Consider the following 18,288-nt stretch of genomic DNA (forward strand, 5'->3'; position numbering starts at 1 on the left):
CTGCTTTTTCTCATCTCACTGTGAAACAGCGATTGCCCTCCTTCTCGTATAGTTTCTTTGGCCGCGATGTCCAGAAATCAAAATGGCGGAAATCCCATGCGCTACCTCGGGTAGGATAGAGCACGTGAAAAGCTCTTGAATACTTCCAATGGAGGGAAACGTATGGAAATCAACGGTATCGTTTTGTCGCCCGATCCGCGTCTGCGTCAGGAGTGCACACAGATCGAGGAGATCACACCCGAGATCGAGGAACTGGTCGCACGCATGAAGGTGCAGATGTTCGAGAACGGCGGCTGCGGTCTGGCTGCTCCGCAGGTGGGCGAGCTGCTGTCCCTGTGCATCGTGGATACCGATTACACCTCGGCGGACGATTACGACCCCTATGTTCTGATCAATCCGGTTATCGTGGAGCAGTCTGACACCTTGGCTCCCTTCAATGAGGGATGCCTTTCGATTCCGGGTATCACTTGTGAGATTTCACGCCCCGATCATGTGGTCGTCGAGGCGTATGACCTTGAGGGCGACCTGATGCGTTACGAGGCGGCGGGCGATTTGTTCTGCGTATGCCTCCAGCACGAAATCGACCATCTGCATGGTAGGACCATGTTCGAGCGCCTGTTGCCCAAGCAGCGGATTTCTGCGCTGAAGCAGTATCAAGAGGCACTTGACCGCGGTGCCAGGCCGGGCGAAACGGAGTAACCATGCGCGTTGTCTTTATGGGTACCCCGCGGTTCGCGGTGCCGTCGTTGAGGAAATTGGCCGCATCGTACGAGGTGGCACTTGTAGTTACGCGCTCGGATGCGGTGCGTTCGCGTGGCAAGAAGCTCGAGCCATCACCGGTGAAGGAAGCGGCGCTTGAGCTTGGCTTGCCCGTTCTTGAGGCGAATCGCATGACACCCGAGGTCCTTGACGAGCTTCGCGCGGTCGATGCGCAGGTCTTTTGCGTTGCCGCATACGGTTGCATTCTACCCGACGAGGTTCTGACCATGGCACCGCTGGGCTGCGTCAACGTTCATGCGTCGTTGCTGCCGCGTTGGCGTGGTGCGGCGCCCATCCAACGTTGCATTCTTGAGGGCGATGCCAAGACGGGCGTTTCGATTATGCGCATTGGGCAGGGCGTCGACACCGGTGCCTATTGCGCGCAGGGAAGCTGCACGGTTCCCGGCAAAACCGCTGATGAGCTTACCGACGAGCTTGCGGAAATCGGCGGAAATCTGCTGGTCAATGTGTTGCCAACACTTGCTGATGGCACCGCGGTATGGACCGAGCAAGATGAGTCTCAGGTGACGCATGCGGCAAAGATCGCCAAGTCCGAGCTTCGTTTGGATTCTGCTGCCACTGCTCAGGACAACGTTCGACGCGTTTTGGCGTCTTCTGATGCCGCACCTGCGCGTTGCGTACTTGGCGGCAAGCCTGCGCGCGTGATGCACGCGGTTTGCGCACAGGATGGGGTACCGCATGTCGAGGCGGGTGCTTTTGCCATCATGCAGAAGTGTTTATACCTGGGCTGTTCGGACGGTTGTTTTGAGGTAACGAGCATCAAACCCGATGGCAAGCGTGCCATGGACTCCAGTGCGTGGGCTGCGGGGCAACATGAGAACAAAGGCACATGGGAGCTGTTGGCGTAAGCACATCGTAAAAATCGCTGGTCTGCGCGGCATGTTATGCCATGTGCAGACCAGTTTTGCATTTCAGAGTTTGAGGGGGTGAACGGACATGGCCAAGCTTTCGCCTGCGCGGCGTCTGGCGCTCGATGTGCTTATGGAAGCGCAGGAAACGGGGCGTTATGTTCGTGAAATCCTCGCAGGTTCAAGTGCTTCCGACTCGTGCGATGCTCGCGATGCCGCGTTTGCCTTGCGTCTTGCCTTGGGGGTTACGGCTACCGAAGGCATCCTGGACGACATCCTCAATTTGTATCTCGCTAAACCCAAAAAGGTTTCTGCACGCGTGCGAACCGCGCTGCGCATTTCCGCATTCGAGGCTCTGTATTTGGATGTTACGTCCGAGGTTGTGGTAAGCCAGGGTGTTGAGCTTGTACGCTCATGTGCGAAGAATGCCGCAGGTCTTGCAAACGCTGTATTGCGTCGCGTTTGCGCGGGCAGACAGGAGTTTTTATCTGCAACAGATGCCTCTGCCAATCAGCAGCGTATTGTGTCCGTTGCGCGTCATGCGGGCCTGCCTGTATGGCTTGCCCGCGATATCGAGGTCTCATTAGGCGATTCTCGGGCAGCCGCTTTGTTTGCAGCTCAGCTTGAGCCGGCTCCTTTTGCCGTGTTGGCTAATCCGTTGAGAGCCGACCATGTGGATGCTGCATTATTGAATGCTGAAGCAACGCCTCTTGCTTTGCCTGAATCGTATGCAGTTGGGCATATGGCGGGCATTGCTGCGACCGACGCATTTGAGAGCGCGGATCTTGTCGCCTCGGATTATCATGCACAGCTCATTGCGGCTGCGGCGACACGCGCGGGGTCTTGCTTGGAAATCGGTGCCGGTCGCGGTACCAAAACGTTTATGATGCATGCCCATGTGCATGTTGCCCACATGAAGCGGACGTATATTGCTCTTGATTTGTTTGATGGAAAATGTCGTGCGAATGCCGAGCGCATTGCTCGTGCGGGCTTTGGTGAGCTGCAAACGGTTGCAGGTGATGCGTGTGATCTCGATTCTGTGCTTGTCGATGTTGATGCTGCAAGCGGAGGGCGTACCCTATTTGACACGGTGTTTGTCGATGCACCCTGCTCCGGAACGGGCACCATGCGCCGCCACCCGGAGATTCCTTGGCGCCTGACGCCCGAGGATACGCGCAAGAACCTTCCCCAACTGCAGCTTGCCATGCTTGAGTCCGCTTCCGAGCGAGTTGCGCTTGGTGGAGAGCTCATCTATGCGACCTGCTCGGTAATGACAGCTGAGAATGGGGATGTGGTCGACGCATTCTTGGGTTCGGAGCACGGTGAGAGCTTTGAGCTTGTACCGCTTTCTCAGGCGGACATCTTCACGCTTCCCGCTTATAAGCCGGCTCGTGTCCAAGTCGAAGAGCATGAAGATGAGCGTGGGCTCTTCCAGACCGCGCCTAGCTTGCACGGATTTGACGGCCATTTCTGCGCTCGGTTTGTGCGCAAGAGCTAGTTGACCGTTTGGCATTCAGCAGAATTCGGTATGGGAAATACCGAGCATGGTGTCAATCCCAGTATCGAGGTGCCGGGCAAGATTCAGCCTAAATAATGGATGCCAAGCAAGGTTTCAGTTATTCCTTGTGCGGGCAGTTGTCGCATCCACACGAATGAGAGGACGAAGCACTTGTAGCTGCCGTGCTTGAACCGCCACCGCGCTGGTCGGTGTTGTAGAAACCCGAACCCTCGAATTTGATGCCATTGGCGCTGAATACTTTATTTGCGGGATTTCCGCAGGTGGGGCAAGTTACATCGGGGTGTTCGGTCATGCCATGGGAAACCTCGAAAACGTTTCCGCATGAAGTGCAGCGATAGTCATAGACGGCCATGAATCGAATCCAATCTCATGTGCTCAAAGGCGCCCGCCGTGCATGAAGCTCGACGGGCGCAGTGTTTGTACGGGGATACTCTACCCTAAAATCTGCAAATCGCACAGCTTGGGTGCATATGCACATAAAGGCAGACTTTAGCTTAAACAGCCGGCCCCCTAGAGACGCTCCCTACGAGGCAAAGCGGCCAGTTTCGGTCATCATGCCCATGATAGCGTGCTCGTGCTCTTTGATGCGCTCCTCATCCGCCTGCCAGCTCCAGTTGCCCGTTGCGGTGCCGGGGACGTTCATGCGTGCCTCGTCTCCCAGGTCCATGACATCTTGCAACTGCAGCATGACTAACTCGGCATCGCTTCCCAGGGCCTGGCGCATGATGTTGTGCGCCAGATAGCTTGCACCCTCCTCATCCTGATCGGAGCAGAACGAGCGCTGGCAGAAGCCCTTGAGCGTCGAGGTGTCGTGCGTTGAGGTGTAGAGTACCTTTTCCTTATGCGGATGGATACCTTCGCGAACGTCGTAGTCGGCAAACTCAAGGACATCCATTCCGGGGAAGCCGCAGCTTGCGACCAGCGCGCGCACACCGGGCGTGAGAAGGCCCAGGTCCTCGGCGATGAGGGGCAAAGGCCCCATTTCGCGGTATGCATGCTCGAAGAACTCGATGCCGGGACCGGGAATCCATTCTCCATCGGCACCGGTTCCGCCTGCGGGGATACCGAAGTAGTTGTGGAAGCCGAGGAAGTGATCGAGTCTCACGCGGTCGTACAGTTTGAACGCACGACGCAGGCGTGCCATCCACCACACGTAACCATCCTCGCGCATGCTGTCCCAGCGGTATGTCGGGTTGCCCCACACCTGCCCCGTGGCGGAGAAGCGATCGGGCGGAACACCTGCGATTTCGTACGGCATGCCGTCTTTGCCCAGCGAGAACATGCTGGGTTCGCTCCAAGCGTCGGCAGAGTCGTCGGAGACGTACATGGGGATGTCGCCGATGATTTGAATGCCGCGCTCGTTGGCATAGGAGCGCATGGCCTGCCATTCCTGCTCGAACTTGAATTGGGTGAACGCATGGTAGCGCGCACGCTCCGAGAAACGCGCGTCAGCGAAGATCGCAACGTTATAGCGACGTAGCTCCGCAGGCCACGTATGGCGCGCCGCCCCACCTAAAGCGTCCTTGACAGCCATGAAGGCGCAGTACGGATCGAGCCAGCCCTCGTTTTCAAGGGCGAAATCGAAGAACGCCTTGCTGGTGAATCCACCTGTTGCCTTGAAGTGACGATACGAGCTCATGAGTTCGGAGGGGTTCTCCTCAAGCAAGTTGGGGTTGCCCGCAAAGGCAGAAGGGCCGGCGTAAGGGGAACCGAACGCGTCGGTGGGATTGGCCGGAAGTACCTGCCAGTAGCGCATTCCCATGGTGACGAGATGGTCGATGAAGCGGCGAGCAGGCGCACCGAGGGTACCCGGACGTCCGTTGGAGTTGGGTACCGACGTGATGTGCGCGACCACGCCCGCGCCGCGGTCAAGCGGCTTTTGCAGGCGTTTGGTGTGGTGCATATACACGACGGACGAGCCGAGCGGGTAGAGGCGAACCTCGGCGCATCCATCCATACCGCGTTCAAGGTCAAGGCCGGAAATCAGGTCGATGGCAAAATCGCCTTCGATGGGAACGCGGACCGAGCGCGTGTTGGTAAGGCTTCGGTTCACGATGACGTACGCAGTTTGCCCGTCAGAGCCGCGGCGTGTATAGCTCAGCACGTCATCGTTGTAGGCGTGTGCCTCGAGCGTGCCGTCGATCAGAAAGGGGAGGGCGCGACGTAGCATCGCGTTGTTGCGCACCATGATGAGCATGTCGCGATCGCGTGCATCAAACGGAGTGGGAAGGGTGCGGCGATTGCCGGGGTCCGAGAGGCCCTCAAGACCATATTCGTCGCCGTAGTAGATGGAGGGGACGCCAGGTAGCGTCATTTGCATGAGGGTGGCAAGCCAGAAACGGCCCTTGGCCAGCCCCATGGAGTTCTCGTCCAAGCGGAAGCGCCCACGCTCCTCTTCGGGAATCTGCGACTCGTCGGGGCCACCGCCGAGAATCGAAGCGATGCGCGGCTTGTCGTGGCTGCCAAGCAGGTTGAGGCAGCAGGCCAACGCCTCGGGCGGATAGTTTTCGCGGAGCGTCTCAATACGCTCGGCAGTTTGGTAAGCCGATTCGCCGCCGATCAGCAGACCGAGGATGGCGTCCCTGAGCGGGTAATTCATGGCGGAATCGAGTTCATCGCCCAGCAGATAGCGACGCAGTTTGCCGTAGCTCACCTTGTTGGAGGCGTCTTCCCACACCTCGCCCAGCAGCAGGCCGTCGGGGCACTCTTCGAGCATGGCCTTCTTGATTTCAGCGATGAGTTCATCGGAAAGCTCATCTGCGACATCGAGGCGCCAGCCGCGTGCTCCCGCACGCAGCCAGGTGCGAACGACGCCGTTTTCGCCCGTGATGAGCTCGTGGACAAGCTTGGAGTTCTCGTTGAGCGCAGGCATGTTCGCGATGCCCCACCATGAGTCATACGTGCCGTCTTCGTGCCAGCAGTAGGCGTCGTGCCAAGGGGAGTCTTCGCCCTGCCACGCACCGAGCTCAGGATAGGTACCGTAGCGGTTGAAGTAACGCGAGTCATCGCCCGTGTGATTGAACACGCCGTCGAGGATGAGGGAAATGCCGAGTTCACGCGCGTCCTGCGCAAGACGGCAGAAGTCCTCTTTGGTGCCGAGCATCGGGTCGATGTTGAGGTAGTCGGCCGTATCGTAGCGATGATTGCTCAGCGCCTCGAAGATGGGGTTGAGGTAGATTGCCGTGACACCCATGCTCTTAAGTCGCGGCAGGTCTTCGCGAATACCCTCGAGCGATCCGCCGTAGAAGTCCCAGCTCCGAATGGAGGTGTCGGGGTTGCGGTCGTAAACGGGCGGCTGGCTCCAGTTTTCAACGAGATGCTTGCCGGGTCCCTTGCGAGGCTGATCGATAACGGTCTGTGCGCGTTCGCGCCATGCTGCGTCGCGGCGATAGCGGTCGGGGAAAATCTGATACACAATACCGTGCTCGTACCATGCGGGTCGCGTTGCGCGGTGTTGGTACACGGTGATTTGGAACGAGGGAACATCTGCGCGGTCGGTATAGATAACGCCCTCGCCGCCCGTCGCGCCTTCGCGCGCGCCAACGCGCAGGCACGTACCGTCGCTGGTGGTGACGCAGAAGCTATACCAAACGATGCAAGGTTCGGGGCAAGGAAGTTCGGCTACGAGCGTGTTGTTGGCGCCGAGCTCCATAGGGATGAGCTGTTCTCCAACCTCGTCGATCCATGTGCGGACGGTAGCGGAAAGAAAGCTGGCGTCGGCATCGAGAACTTGCAACGTGAGATGGACGGTAGTTCCAACAACGACGGCGCCAAAGGGTACGCGGAATTCCGATTTACGGGTGTTATGAATGAGATTCATGGCATCAACTGTTGGGTCGGGAATAGGACCTGCACAGTATACAAAAAGACGGGAGGTGGTAAAAGCCACCTCCCGCATAGTAAATTCCAGATTGGGCAATCCGGTTATTACAGTGGGCTACTTACGTGCACCTTTGCGCGTTCCCTTTGCCTCGGAAACGCTCTTTGCGGGCTGCTTTTTCTGAGTCGCGGTCTTTGCTGCAGCGGTCTTTGCCGGAGCAGGTTTTGCCTCAGTTGCAGGCTTCGCCTCAACAGCTGCCTTCTTTGCTGTGCTCTTTGTGGCTGCGGGCTTTTCGTCAGCGGGCTTGGCCACGACTTCAGGTTCCTTTACGGCTTTTTTGGACGTAGCGGCCTTGGTCGTGGCCTTCTTAGCAGTCGTTGTCTTGGACGCAGTGGCCTTGGTCGTTGCAGTCTTGGCCGTGCGAGCAGGTGCTTTTGCGGCGGGCTTTTCGGCTATCGGCCCTGTCGTGCCCTCAGGTGCGTTCGTCGTTTTTGCAGCGACCGTCTTTTTCTTAGTCGCAGGCTTCTTTGCAGCGGGCTTTGCCTCAATGTCTGCAGATGCCTTTTTAGTGGTAGTCTTCGTAGCCGTCTTTTTGGTTGTAGTCTTAGCTGCGGGCTTCTTGGCCGCAGCGGTCTTGGCAGGCGTCTTCTTTGTAGGAGTCTTCTCCTCGTCCTTTTCGGGAGCGGGAGCCTCTGCCTCGTCTTTTGCAGGGGCGTCAACCGTTGCAGCTCCAGGCATCGGAATCTCGGGATGCAGGTTGTGGTAAACCGCCAGGTATTCACCGGCCGAGCGTGTCCAGCTGAAGTCCTGCTTCATGGCATTGGTGACCAGCTGATCGAAGGCTTTGCGATCATCCCAGAACAGGCGTGCCGCGCGGAATACGGTGTCGCCCAGCTCATCACCGTTGAAGTTTGCAAACGAGAAGCCCGTGCCCTCGCCCGTGTACTGGTTGTAGGGTATGACCGTATCTTTAAGGCCACCGGTTTCGCGCACCACAGGAAGGGTGCCGTAGCGCATGGCGATGATTTGCGACAGGCCGCACGGCTCAAAGAGGGACGGCATGAGGAAGAGGTCAGCTGCGGCATACATACGCTGGGACAGTGCGGGGTCAAACTGGATGCGCGCCGCCATGGTGCCGGGGTACTTGTGCTCGAAATAACGCAGGGCGTTCTCGTATTCGGCGTCACCCGTGCCGAGCACCGCCACCTGCACGCCACCCGAGAGGATGCGGTCGAGCGCATACGTGACCAGGTCCATGCCCTTCTGGCGCGTAAGGCGCGTGACCATGACCATGAGCGGGCGGTCGTCGCGCACTTCAAGACCCAACTCCTCCTGGAGCTTTGCCTTGCAGATGGCCTTGCCCGAACGGTCGTTGACCGTGAAGTTGGCGGCGATGCGCGAATCGGTGGCGGGGTTAAAGCCCTCGACGTCGATGCCGTTCAGGATGCCCTGCAGAATCGGTGCGCGGCGGCGCAGAAGGCCGTCGAGACCCTCACCGAACTCGGGCGTTTTGATTTCCTCGGCATAGGTGGGGGAGACGGTGGTGATGGAGTCCGTGTAATTGAGGGCTCCCTGCATGTAATTGATGGCGTCGGGCCCACAGGTGAGCTGGAACGCCGCGGCGGGAACATGGGCGAGACCCAGAATGTCGTTCAGCACCTTTGCGCTGAACTGTCCCTGGAAGGCGATGTTATGGATGGAGAACACCGTCTTGACGTTGCGATACAAAGGCGATGCCTGATAGAACTCGCGCAGGAACACCGGCGCCATGGCGGTGTGCCAGTCGTTGCAATGGAGAACATCGCAGGTAAAGCCCTCGATAACGTTGGGGAGGTACTGCAGCGACTCGACGATGGCCTTGGAGAAGAATGCGAAGCGCTCGCCGTCGTCGAAGAAACCGTACGGGTAGCCGCGGCTGAAATAGTGCTCGTTGTCGAGGAACAGGTAATCGACGCCCTTATGATTGAGGCGCTCGATGCCGCAGTACTCATTGCGCCAGCCCAACGGAACGTAGAAGTCGCACAGGTGCTCCATGCGGTCCTTGTACTCCTGGGCAATGGTGTCGTACTTGGGGGTGAGGACCACGACCTCGGCGCCCGCCGCCTTGAGGGCATGGGGGAGCGATCCGGCCACGTCACCCAGGCCGCCCGTTTTCACGAAAGGTGCCGCCTCTGCGCTTGCAAAGGCTACGTGCAGCTTGGGGGTTACTTCTTCAGTCATGCAATACTCCGCATTCATTGTTTGACACGCACGTTATCGCGTGTTTGTACGAAAGATGCGCCGCCCGGCACGAGCTCAGGCGACGCATCAAAACTAGGCGACGTCAGGTCTATTTGGCGCGTGCCAGGTCTTTCTTGGGGACCACGAGGACGTGGTCGGGCGTTCCGCGCAGCTCGGTTTGGGCCGGCACGGTGTTGTTCTTATCGAGGATGGCGTTCTCCACGCGGGCGCCGCGTTCGATAACGCAGCCCTGCATGATGATGGAGTTCGACACATAGGCGCCGCTCTCGACAATGACATCGCGGGACAGGATGGAGCCGCTCACGTCACCCTCGATTCGGCAACCGGCCGAAATGAAGGAGTTGCGCGTGTTGGAGCTTGGTGCATACTTCGCCGGCGGGGTATCGTGAGCCTTGGTCATGATGGGGCGCTCGTGGGTGAACAGCGCATGCATGACATCGGGATTGAGCATCTCCATGCTGCGACGGTAGTAGGTCTCCTCGTTGAACATACCGACGGCGAGGCTCTTGAACTCATAGCTGCACACATCGATACGACCGAAGTCGTTGCGAATCGCCTCAAACAGGTCGAGGTAATCGATGCTCTCGTAGTCGTCGATGATCTGCAGCAGCAGGTCACGGTTGATGACGAAGCAGTCGAGGAACTTGTTGTCGCCATAGGAGCAGCCGCTCGCAAATGAGGTGACGCGTCCGTTCTCACCGATTTCAAGGCGTGTGATGTCGTCAAGTGCACGGTCGGCAGCGCGATAGATCATGGTAATGCCAGCGCCGCTCGTCTCATGCGATTCGATCACGTGGGCAAGATCGATGTTGAAGACGATGTTGGTGCCGCTCATAACCACATAGGGCTCAGGGGCACGCTCGAACAGGGTGCGATTCTTGATGATGTCGCGCAGCAAGAAGCGGATGCCCGTCTTAGCGGTGCCATAGGCGCTGCCTTGAAGCAGGAACAGGCCGCCCTTCTTGCGGTCGAGCTCCCACTCGCGACCGCTGCCGAGGTGGTCGACGATGGAGCGGTAGTTGGTGGGGAGTACGACGCCCACGGTGCGGATGCCCGCGTTCATCATGTTGGAGAGCGGGAAGTCGATGAGACGATAACGGCCCATGAAGGGGCAGCTTGCGAGCGGACGGCTTTCAAGCAGAGCGCTGTGCTCCTTGCTGGAATAGTTTGCGGTGATGTAGCCGATGGCCTTACGGTTGATCATCGGATCATTCCCCCTTTCCGATCACGACGTCATTTCCGACGACGGCGGTGTCCTTTGTGACGTCAACGCTACCGAGCTTGACGTTTTCCTCAACTGCGGCGTTCTCGCCCAGGATGGCGCGAACCACGTGCGCACCGTCCTTTACGACGGCGCCGGGCAGCAGGACGGAGTCCTCAACGATGGCGCGCTTGCCCACCACGCAGTCGGTGGAAAGGATGGAGTGGCGCACGGTACCATCGATACGGCAACCGTTGGAGACCAGGCAATCGTCCAAGCGACCATCAGGTCCGATGAAGTGTGGGGGACGGGTAGTGTCGTTAGACATGATGGGGAAGGACTTGTCAAACAGGTCGAATTCGGGGTTGGCACCCAGCAGATCCATCGAAGTCTCGTGATAGCTCGCGATGGTACCGACGTCCTTCCAGAAGCCCGTGAACTTGTAGGTGAACAGGCGCTTGCCCTCGGCGAGCAGTTTGGGGATGATGTCGTTACCGAAGTCATGGCTCGAACGCTGATCGAGGGCATCGTCCTCAAGTGCTTTGACCAGGACGTCGGTCGAGAAGATGTAGATGCCCATGGATGCCAGGTTGGAATCGGGCTTCTCGGGCTTCTCGGTGAACTTCTGGATACGGTCGTCCTCGGGATCGGCGGTGATGATGCCGAAGCGGGACGCCTCCTCCCACGGCACCGGCATGACCGAAACGGTGAGGTCGGCGTTGTGGGCGATGTGGCTCTCGAGCATCTTGCGATAGTCCATGCGATACAGGTGGTCGCCGGAGAGAATCAGCACATACTCGGGGTCGTGACTCTTGATGAAGTCAAGGTTCTGCGTGATGGCGTCAGCCGTGCCCGCATACCAGGCGCCGCCTTCCTGCGTAGCGTACGGAGGAAGGATCGACACACCCGCGCCGCGCTCGGCGAGATCCCACGCACGACCGGATCCAACATATTCGTGCAGCTGATAGGGACGATACTGGGTCAGCACACCCACGGTGTCGATGCCGGAGTTGGCGCAGTTCGACAATGAGAAGTCGATGATGCGGAACTTGCCTCCGAAGCTGACGGCAGGTTTGGCGATTTTAGATGTGAGCGCCCCCAACCTGCTTCCCTGTCCTCCTGCGAGGAGCATGGCGATACATTCTTTAGTTGCCATTGATCTCTCCCTTTGATCCGATCGGATACCTACACAGATAATGGATTCGGGACCTACCGTGACCGGTTGCGGCGTACCCGTGCCCGCCGCAACCGTTGCTTGCAACTATGACTTCCAGATGCCTACCTCGAGATTGCCTCCTTACACGTGCCAGATTTCGTCGCAGTACTCGCGAATGGTGCGATCGGATGAGAACCAGCCGGACATCGCGGTGTTGTGCAGCGAGCGACGGCTCCAGCTCTCTGCGTCGCAGTAGGTTGCGGTGAGGCGCTCCCATGCGTCCACATACGAGTGGAAATCCCTGAGAACGAGGTCATGGTCGTTGTTGAACATGAGCTCGTGGTGGATGCTCTCGAAGTTGCCCGACTGAGCGGCGAAGGTGCCGTCGACGAGCTCGTCGATGATGCGGCCGAGGCGCGGGCGGTCGTTGTTCACGATGTCCCATGCGAAATACTGGCCGTTGGCACGCAGCTCGTTGACCTCGTCGGTGGTAAGACCGAAGATCATCTCGTTCTCCTCGCCGGCGAACTTGACGATTTCGATGTTGGCGCCGTCCATCGTGCCCAGCGTGATGGCGCCGTTCATCATGAGCTTCATGTTCGAGGTGCCTGAGGCCTCCTTGCCCGCCGTGGAAATCTGCTCGGAGATCTCGGCTGCCGGGTAAATGAGCTGAGCGTTGGAAATGGCGAAGTTGGGGATGAAGCACACCTTGATGAGCTCGTTCACACGCGGGTCGTTGTTGACGACATTGGCGACGCCGTTGATGAGGCGGATGACCTCCTTGGCGAAGGTGTAACTCGAGGCGGCCTTGCCGGCGAAGATGAAGGTGGTGGGCTCAACCGTGAAGTTGGGATCGCTCAGCAGGCGGTTGTAGAGGTCCATGACCTTCATGATGTTGAGCAGCTGGCGCTTGTAGGCGTGGAAACGCTTTGCCTGCACGTCGAAGATGCTGTCGGGGTTGATAACGAGGCCCAACTCGCGCTTGACGTACTTGGCGAGACGCACCTTGTTGAGGCGCTTGGAGGTTCCGACCTGCTCGAGGAAGTCGGCATCGTGCTCGAAGGCGGTGAGCTTCTTGAGCTCGTCGGCGTTGGAGAGCCAGCCGTCGCCGATGGCACTCGTCACGAGCTTAGCGTAGCTGGGGTTCGCCTCGGCGAAGAAGCGACGGTGCGAAATGCCGTTCGTCTTGCTGTTGAACTTCTCGGGCTGGAGCGCGTAGAAGTCCTTGAGAACGGCGTTCTTGAGGATCTCGGTGTGAATCTTGGCGACGCCGTTGACGGAGTGGCTGCAGATGACGGAGAGGTTGGCCATGCGGACCTCGCCATCCCACAGAACGGCGGTGGCGCGCAGGCGCTCGGCGGCATCGGGCTGCGTCATGTCGAAGCCCTCGCGCCAGCGGCGGTTGATCTCGTCGATGATCTGGTACACGCGCGGAAGCAGCGTGGAGAACGTGGAAATGGGCCACTTCTCAAGAGCCTCAGGCAAAATGGTGTGGTTGGTGAAGGACACCGTGTGCGTCACGATCTCCCAAGCCTCATCCCATGCCAGGCCCTTCTCGTCCATGAGGATGCGCATAAGCTCGGGGCCGCACATGGCGGGATGGGTGTCGTTGGTGTGGATGGCGACGTACTTGGGCAGGTCGCTCCATGTCTCGCCATGCTCGCGCTCATAGGTGTCGAGCAGGGTGCGGATGCCGGCGGAAACAAACAGATACTCCTGCTTGAGGCGCAGCAAACGGCCGTGTTCACCCGCGTCGTTGGGGTAGAGGATGGCGGAAATCGCCTCGGCGTTCGCACGGTCGCGATCGGCGCCCGTGTAATCGCCAACGTTGAACGCATCGAGATCGAAATGGTCGTCGATAGGCTCGGTGCTCCAAACACGGAGCTTGTTTACGGTCGTTCCGCCGTAACCCACCACGGGGATGTCGTAGGGAACGGCCAGAACATCGTCAGTGCCCTCGACGGAGTAGACGGTGTGACCGTTCTCCTCATGTGCCACCACGTGACCGCCAAAGCCGATGCGGACGGCCTTGTCGGGACGCTTGACCTCCCACGGATAGCCCTTGGAGAGCCATTCGTCTGCCACCTCGACCTGGCGACCGTCGCGGATCTCCTGCTTGAACAGGCCGTAACGATAGCGCATGCCGTTACCGTAGCCGGCGATGCCCTCCTGTGCCAGGGAGTCGAGGAAGCACGCGGCAAGACGGCCCAAGCCGCCGTTGCCGAGCGCGGGGTCGGGCTCTTGGCGCTCGATGACGTCAAGGTCGCCGCCCATATCTGTAATAGCCTCGGCGACCATGTCGCGGATGCCGAAATTCAAAAGATAGTTATCGAGCAAACGGCCGATGAGGAATTCGATCGAGAAGTAATAGACACGCTTCTTGTGCTGCTTCCTGTTGCGCTCGTCGGTTTGAGCCGCAATGACGCGGGCGTCGGAAGCGATCATGTTGACCAGAGCGGTGAAGCGATCGAGGTCGCTTGCGTTTTCGAATTCCTTACCGGACAGACCGCGCACGCTTTGGCGGTACTGCTCGATAAATTGCTCCTTGCTTTCGAAAATCTTTTCCATAGATACCCTTCTCACGATGAATAGGACGCATTCCATAATTGCACACATGACAGCCGATGAGAGCCAAACATGGCATATGAGCGTTAGGAAATCGCATTTACACGCGCTTCGTTCGGGCAGTCACCTTCTTGGTCTTCGAGGCTGCTGGCTTGGTTTTCGCACGCGCTGGAGTCGTCTTCCTTGTAGTCGCTGCGGACTTGGTCGCAGAAGATGTCCTTGAAGGTAGCTCGGCCGGTTTGTACGAAGATTTGCGACGGCGCTTGTATACCAGTCCCGCAAGGCCGGGAACTGAGATCTCAATGGAGTCATCGCGGCCATTCCATGGCTCGGGTTTGGACGAGGCCATCTCGACCTTGGCATACCCGGATCCACCGAACTCGGGTTCATCGGTGGAGAACACGAGCTCCCAGTCACCCTCGCGTGGAACGCCGACCTTGAAGGTCTTATAGGAAGCGGGATCGAAGTTGATGAGGATGAGCAGATCGTCGGAAGGACGATTGCCGTGACGCACAAAGCTCACGATGGACTGATCCACGTTGTTGGCGTCGATCCATTCGAAACCCGTTTCGTCGTAGGCGTGGGTCCACAGGGCGCGCATGCGCGTGTAGAAGTGGTTGAGTGCGGCGACGAAGCGCTGCTGGCCGCCATGAAGCTCGAATTGCTCAGCGAGGAACCATTCGATTGACTCGTAGTAGCGCCATTCGATTTGCTGGGCGATTTCGTTGCCCATGAACGAGAGCTTCGCGCCCGGATGCATCATCTGATAGAACATGAGCGTGCGCAGGCCGGCAAAACGACGCCAGTCGTCGCCCGGCATACGGCCGATGAGCGAGCATTTGCCGTTCACGACCTCGTCGTGTGAGAGCGGCAACACGAAGTTCTCGCTAAAGGCATACATGATCGAGAACGTGAGAAGGCTGTGGTTGCCGGGGCGCCACGGGAAATCGCACTGCATATAGTGCAGGGTGTCGTTCATCCAGCCCATGTCCCACTTGAAGTGGAAGCCGAGGCCGCCGTTTTCGGCCGGGTAGGTCACCAGGGGCCACGCGGTGGATTCCTCGGCGATCATCATCACGCCGGGGAACTCGCGTCCCACAGCGCAGTTGACCTGGCGGATAAAGGCGGATGCGTCGAGGTCTTCCTCGGTGCCGTACTTATTGAACTTCTTGTCTGCGGGATTATCGACGCCGAAGTTGAGATAGAGCATGCTCGAAACGCCGTCCATGCGGATGCCGTCGGCATGGAAGAGTTCGACCCAGAACAGCGCGTTGGACACGAGGAAGCTGCGGACCTCGGGGCGGGAGAAATCGAACTTGTGCGTGCCCCAATTGGGATGGATCTCGTGCTCGAAGAGCATTTCTCCGTTGAAGGTCGCAAGACCCTCGGCGTTGGCGCAAAAGCCTCCGGGGACCCAGTCGAGGATCACGCCGATGCCGGTGCGATGACATGCGTCGACGAAGTGCATGAGCTGCTGTGGGGTGCCATAACGCGAGGTGGCAGCGTAGTATCCCGTTACCTGGTAACCCCATGACCCGTCGAAGGGGTGCTCCATGAGGGGCATGAGCTCGATGTGGGTGTAACCCATTTCCTTTACATAGGCGACGAGCTCTTGAGACAGGTCGTCATAGGTGTAGTAGGTGCCGCGCTGCGCGGGGAAGGGGTCGCCCGGACCGGGGTAGGTGCCGTCCTCACGCGGTTCGCCCTGCGGCTCATTGCCGTGGCGATGCCAGGAGCCCAGATGGACTTCGTAGATGTTGAGGGGGCTTGCCATGAGGTCGCGCTTATCGCGTTTCCGAATCCACGCTGCGTCCTTCCAGGCATAGCCCGAGAGGTCCCAAAGTTTCGAGGCAGTACCGGGTGGGGTCTCAGCATAGAATCCAAAGGGATCGGCTTTCCAGAGAAGCGTGCCGTCCGCGGTTTCGATTACATACTTGTAAAGCTCTCCCGCTTCAAGCCCGGGAACGAAGCCCTCCCAGATGTCGCTTTGATTGGCGCGGGAAAGCGGGGTTGCCCGCGGGTCCCAGTCGTTGAAATCGCCTGCCACGTGGACGCTGGTGACGTTGGGAGCCCATACGCGGAACAGCCAACCTTCACGCTCGTTTTGAATATCGCGATGTGCGCCCATCTTCTCCCAGGCACGCTGCCATGTGCCTGCCGAGAACATGTGGATATCGTCATTGGTGAGTATGAGGTTGGGACAGAGATTTGCCGTGCGCGCAGTTCGCTTGGATTGAGATTTAGATAGTGCTGATTTGGGAGCCGATGCTTTGGCCATTCGAACCTTCCCATCGCTATTATGGCGTTTGGCCATATGCGGACGAAATATCTCAGGTTCACATACGCGCATCGACGGGACAGGACTTAAATCCGTGCATTCCACGCACTTAACGCGCATGTGGAACCAGTGACACAAATACCCTATCACTTGTGGGTGTTTTATCTTATGCAAACCTGGTCGATGGTGGGAATTAACGCCGTGGATGAAGTTCCTCATTTTTTACTTGACAGATGGCGATTTGTTTTCACTGCATTTTGTTAGCGGAATCGTTGCGCGGGCGAGGAACGGTATTTGTTAGGATGTGAGCGATTGTTTTGAGAAAAGGCGGTGCATCTTGGAAGATATGCGCGTGCTCATCGTGGGCGGTTCTCCCGAACCGTCTTCTGCTGTGTTGGTGGCCAATCTCGCTGCGCAGTGCAACGCGGTAGTCGCTGTCGATCGCGGCTTGGACGTCTTGCTCGAAGTGGGAATTGCCTGCGATCTGTTTTGTGGGGATGCCGATTCGGTGAGCGAACGGGGTGCCGAGCTGGTTCACGCTTGCGAAGCGGGGAAGCAGGGACTGGTGTGTGCTGTCGAGCGTTACGACCCTCATAAGGACTACACCGACCTTGCGCTCGCGTTGCGCGCGATTGATGAGCGCTGGCCGGATGCCCAGCTTGTGTGCACGTGCTTGACGGGTGGAAACCCCGATCATGCACTTGCCGTGTACGGTCGTCTTGCGGCATGTCGCGAGAGCCTCATCGAGCTACGGGAGGACGGCTTTCGCTCGTACGTGCTTCATGGCCCGTTCATGTTGCATGTTGAGGATGCCTGGGGTAAGCGGTTCTCGTTTGTGCCGTTGAGTCCCGAAGCTGTGGTCAGCGAGTTCGGTATGCGCTGGGAGCTCAACTGCGCACCTGTGGAGCTCTTGAGCGATCTTGGCATCTCGAATGTGATCGAATCCAACAATGCCCTGTTCACCTGCCATGAAGGCGTAGTTGTTGCCTGGGTCTTCGATTAGTCGGCATCCTGCCCTGCATGTTTGTTAGTATCGTTCGGTGTACCGTGCGGTGGATTATCGGTAGCCGCCATGAAAGGAGCGTTATGTTCGCAACCCCAAAGGCCTTCATTTTCGATTGTGATGGAACGCTGATAGATTCCATGGGCGCTTGGATCAAGGCAAGTTCTCGTTTGCTTTCCGAGTACGGGGTCGAAGCGACGCCTGAGGACCTTGCCCAATTCGAGCATTTGGCAATCGAGGATGAATGCGCTGCCTATCATGAACATTGGGGTGTTGGGGCGAATGCAGCCGAGGTCGTCAATCGATTGCTCGAAATCATCCGCGAGTCGTATGTAACGTGTGTCCCCACCCGTGAAGGCGTTCGTTCGTTTCTGGATGCTGTTCGCGATGTGGGCATTCCCATGGCGATTGCCACTTCCACGGACAAAGACTCGGTTGAGATTGCCCTCAAGGCCCATGGCTTGCTTGAGTATTTTTCGAACATCACCACTACTAAGGATTCCGGAACAAGTAAACGGCGCCCAGATGTATATAATCTCGCGCTTGCTCGCTTGGCGGAGCAGCACGGTTTGGGCGAGGTGGTCCACGAGGATGTCTGGGTCTTCGAAGATGCGTTTTTCGGTCTAAAGAGTACGGGTGAAGTGGGATATCGCCGTGTGGGCATTTTCGACCCCAACGGCCATCAGGATGAAGCTAAGGTGCGCGCCAATTGCGAGATCTTCATCGAAGATTACCGCGCCGGTCTACTTGACGAGATCTTGAACTTCGAAGCGTAAGGATAAGCGCTTTAATTTGAGCCAGATTCACAGGGCGTGGACGCAGGGACTTCGGTTATTGCATTTTTAGAATAAATAGGCGTAAGCCCTCGGATGTTTTC

12 protein-coding genes are annotated in these 18,288 nt (G+C 58.3%); 5 read left to right on the forward strand and 7 right to left on the reverse strand.

The annotated features are described in order from the left end of the window. The first annotated feature begins 162 nt into the window (after positions 1-162). From def to C1711_RS00975, 3 genes are all read left to right on the forward strand, one after another. A complete protein-coding gene (def, locus tag C1711_RS00965) occupies positions 163-699 on the forward strand; it encodes a peptide deformylase (protein ID WP_102337388.1) in 537 nt (178 codons plus the stop codon). Positions 700-701: 2 nt separating this feature from the next. Beyond that, complete coding sequence (gene fmt, locus C1711_RS00970) at positions 702-1,628, forward strand: methionyl-tRNA formyltransferase (RefSeq protein ID WP_102337389.1); 927 nt, start codon at positions 702-704, stop codon at positions 1,626-1,628. An 88-nt stretch (positions 1,629-1,716) separates the two neighbouring features. Beyond that, entirely contained in the window at positions 1,717-3,126 is a 1,410-nt protein-coding gene (locus C1711_RS00975; protein WP_102337390.1) for an RsmB/NOP family class I SAM-dependent RNA methyltransferase, read from the forward strand. A gap of 118 nt (positions 3,127-3,244) precedes the next feature. Here the strand turns inward: C1711_RS00975 and C1711_RS00980 are convergent, their stop codons facing one another. The 7 genes from C1711_RS00980 to glgB all read right to left on the reverse strand — a co-directional run bounded on the left by C1711_RS00980 (position 3,245) and on the right by glgB (position 16,297). Then, a complete protein-coding gene (locus C1711_RS00980) occupies positions 3,245-3,499 on the reverse strand; it encodes an FmdB family zinc ribbon protein (protein ID WP_102337391.1) in 255 nt (84 codons plus the stop codon). Positions 3,500-3,670: 171 nt separating this feature from the next. Next, positions 3,671-6,967 carry a 4-alpha-glucanotransferase gene (locus tag C1711_RS00985; protein WP_102338499.1) on the reverse strand — a complete coding sequence of 1,099 codons (3,297 nt, stop codon included), beginning with the start codon at positions 6,965-6,967 and terminating at the stop codon, positions 3,671-3,673. Between the two features lie 117 nt (positions 6,968-7,084). Further along, complete coding sequence (gene glgA, locus C1711_RS00990; RefSeq protein ID WP_102338500.1) at positions 7,085-9,187, reverse strand: glycogen synthase GlgA; 2,103 nt, start codon at positions 9,185-9,187, stop codon at positions 7,085-7,087. A gap of 109 nt (positions 9,188-9,296) precedes the next feature. After that, entirely contained in the window at positions 9,297-10,412 is a 1,116-nt protein-coding gene (gene glgD / locus C1711_RS00995; protein WP_102337392.1) for a glucose-1-phosphate adenylyltransferase subunit GlgD, read from the reverse strand. A gap of 4 nt (positions 10,413-10,416) precedes the next feature. After that, positions 10,417-11,565, reverse strand: a complete 1,149-nt coding sequence (locus C1711_RS01000; protein ID WP_102337393.1) for a glucose-1-phosphate adenylyltransferase — start codon at positions 11,563-11,565, stop codon at positions 10,417-10,419. A 141-nt stretch (positions 11,566-11,706) separates the two neighbouring features. Then, complete coding sequence (locus C1711_RS01005; protein ID WP_102337394.1) at positions 11,707-14,133, reverse strand: glycogen/starch/alpha-glucan phosphorylase; 2,427 nt, start codon at positions 14,131-14,133, stop codon at positions 11,707-11,709. Positions 14,134-14,230: 97 nt separating this feature from the next. Then, positions 14,231-16,297: a 1,4-alpha-glucan branching protein GlgB gene (gene glgB, locus C1711_RS01010; RefSeq protein WP_234346355.1), complete on the reverse strand. Its 2,067-nt coding sequence runs from the start codon at positions 16,295-16,297 to the stop codon at positions 14,231-14,233. Between the two features lie 457 nt (positions 16,298-16,754). Between glgB and C1711_RS01015 the strand changes: the two genes are divergently transcribed. Both C1711_RS01015 and C1711_RS01020 read left to right on the forward strand, forming a co-directional pair. After that, positions 16,755-17,411, forward strand: a complete 657-nt coding sequence (locus C1711_RS01015; RefSeq protein ID WP_102338501.1) for a thiamine diphosphokinase — start codon at positions 16,755-16,757, stop codon at positions 17,409-17,411. A gap of 83 nt (positions 17,412-17,494) precedes the next feature. Then, a complete protein-coding gene (locus C1711_RS01020; RefSeq protein WP_102337396.1) occupies positions 17,495-18,187 on the forward strand; it encodes an HAD family hydrolase in 693 nt (230 codons plus the stop codon). Positions 18,188-18,288 lie beyond the last annotated feature (101 nt).

The sequence above is a fragment of the Collinsella provencensis genome (assembly GCF_900199705.1).
Lineage (GTDB): Bacteria > Actinomycetota > Coriobacteriia > Coriobacteriales > Coriobacteriaceae > Collinsella > Collinsella provencensis.

What these genes read in the sequence shown, in the direction of transcription:
- def (WP_102337388.1), top strand. Translation starts at nt 163, where the DNA reads ATGGAAATCAACGGTATCGTTTTGTCGCCCGATCCGCGTCTGCGTCAG.
- fmt (WP_102337389.1), top strand. Translation starts at nt 702, where the DNA reads ATGCGCGTTGTCTTTATGGGTACCCCGCGGTTCGCGGTGCCGTCGTTG.
- C1711_RS00975 (WP_102337390.1), top strand. Translation starts at nt 1,717, where the DNA reads ATGGCCAAGCTTTCGCCTGCGCGGCGTCTGGCGCTCGATGTGCTTATG.
- C1711_RS00980 (WP_102337391.1), bottom strand. Translation starts at nt 3,499, where the DNA reads ATGGCCGTCTATGACTATCGCTGCACTTCATGCGGAAACGTTTTCGAG.
- C1711_RS00985 (WP_102338499.1), bottom strand. Translation starts at nt 6,967, where the DNA reads ATGAATCTCATTCATAACACCCGTAAATCGGAATTCCGCGTACCCTTT.
- glgA (WP_102338500.1), bottom strand. Translation starts at nt 9,187, where the DNA reads ATGACTGAAGAAGTAACCCCCAAGCTGCACGTAGCCTTTGCAAGCGCA.
- glgD (WP_102337392.1), bottom strand. Translation starts at nt 10,412, where the DNA reads ATGATCAACCGTAAGGCCATCGGCTACATCACCGCAAACTATTCCAGC.
- C1711_RS01000 (WP_102337393.1), bottom strand. Translation starts at nt 11,565, where the DNA reads ATGGCAACTAAAGAATGTATCGCCATGCTCCTCGCAGGAGGACAGGGA.
- C1711_RS01005 (WP_102337394.1), bottom strand. Translation starts at nt 14,133, where the DNA reads ATGGAAAAGATTTTCGAAAGCAAGGAGCAATTTATCGAGCAGTACCGC.
- glgB (WP_234346355.1), bottom strand. Translation starts at nt 16,297, where the DNA reads ATGTTCTCGGCAGGCACATGGCAGCGTGCCTGGGAGAAGATGGGCGCA.
- C1711_RS01015 (WP_102338501.1), top strand. Translation starts at nt 16,755, where the DNA reads ATGCGCGTGCTCATCGTGGGCGGTTCTCCCGAACCGTCTTCTGCTGTG.
- C1711_RS01020 (WP_102337396.1), top strand. Translation starts at nt 17,495, where the DNA reads ATGTTCGCAACCCCAAAGGCCTTCATTTTCGATTGTGATGGAACGCTG.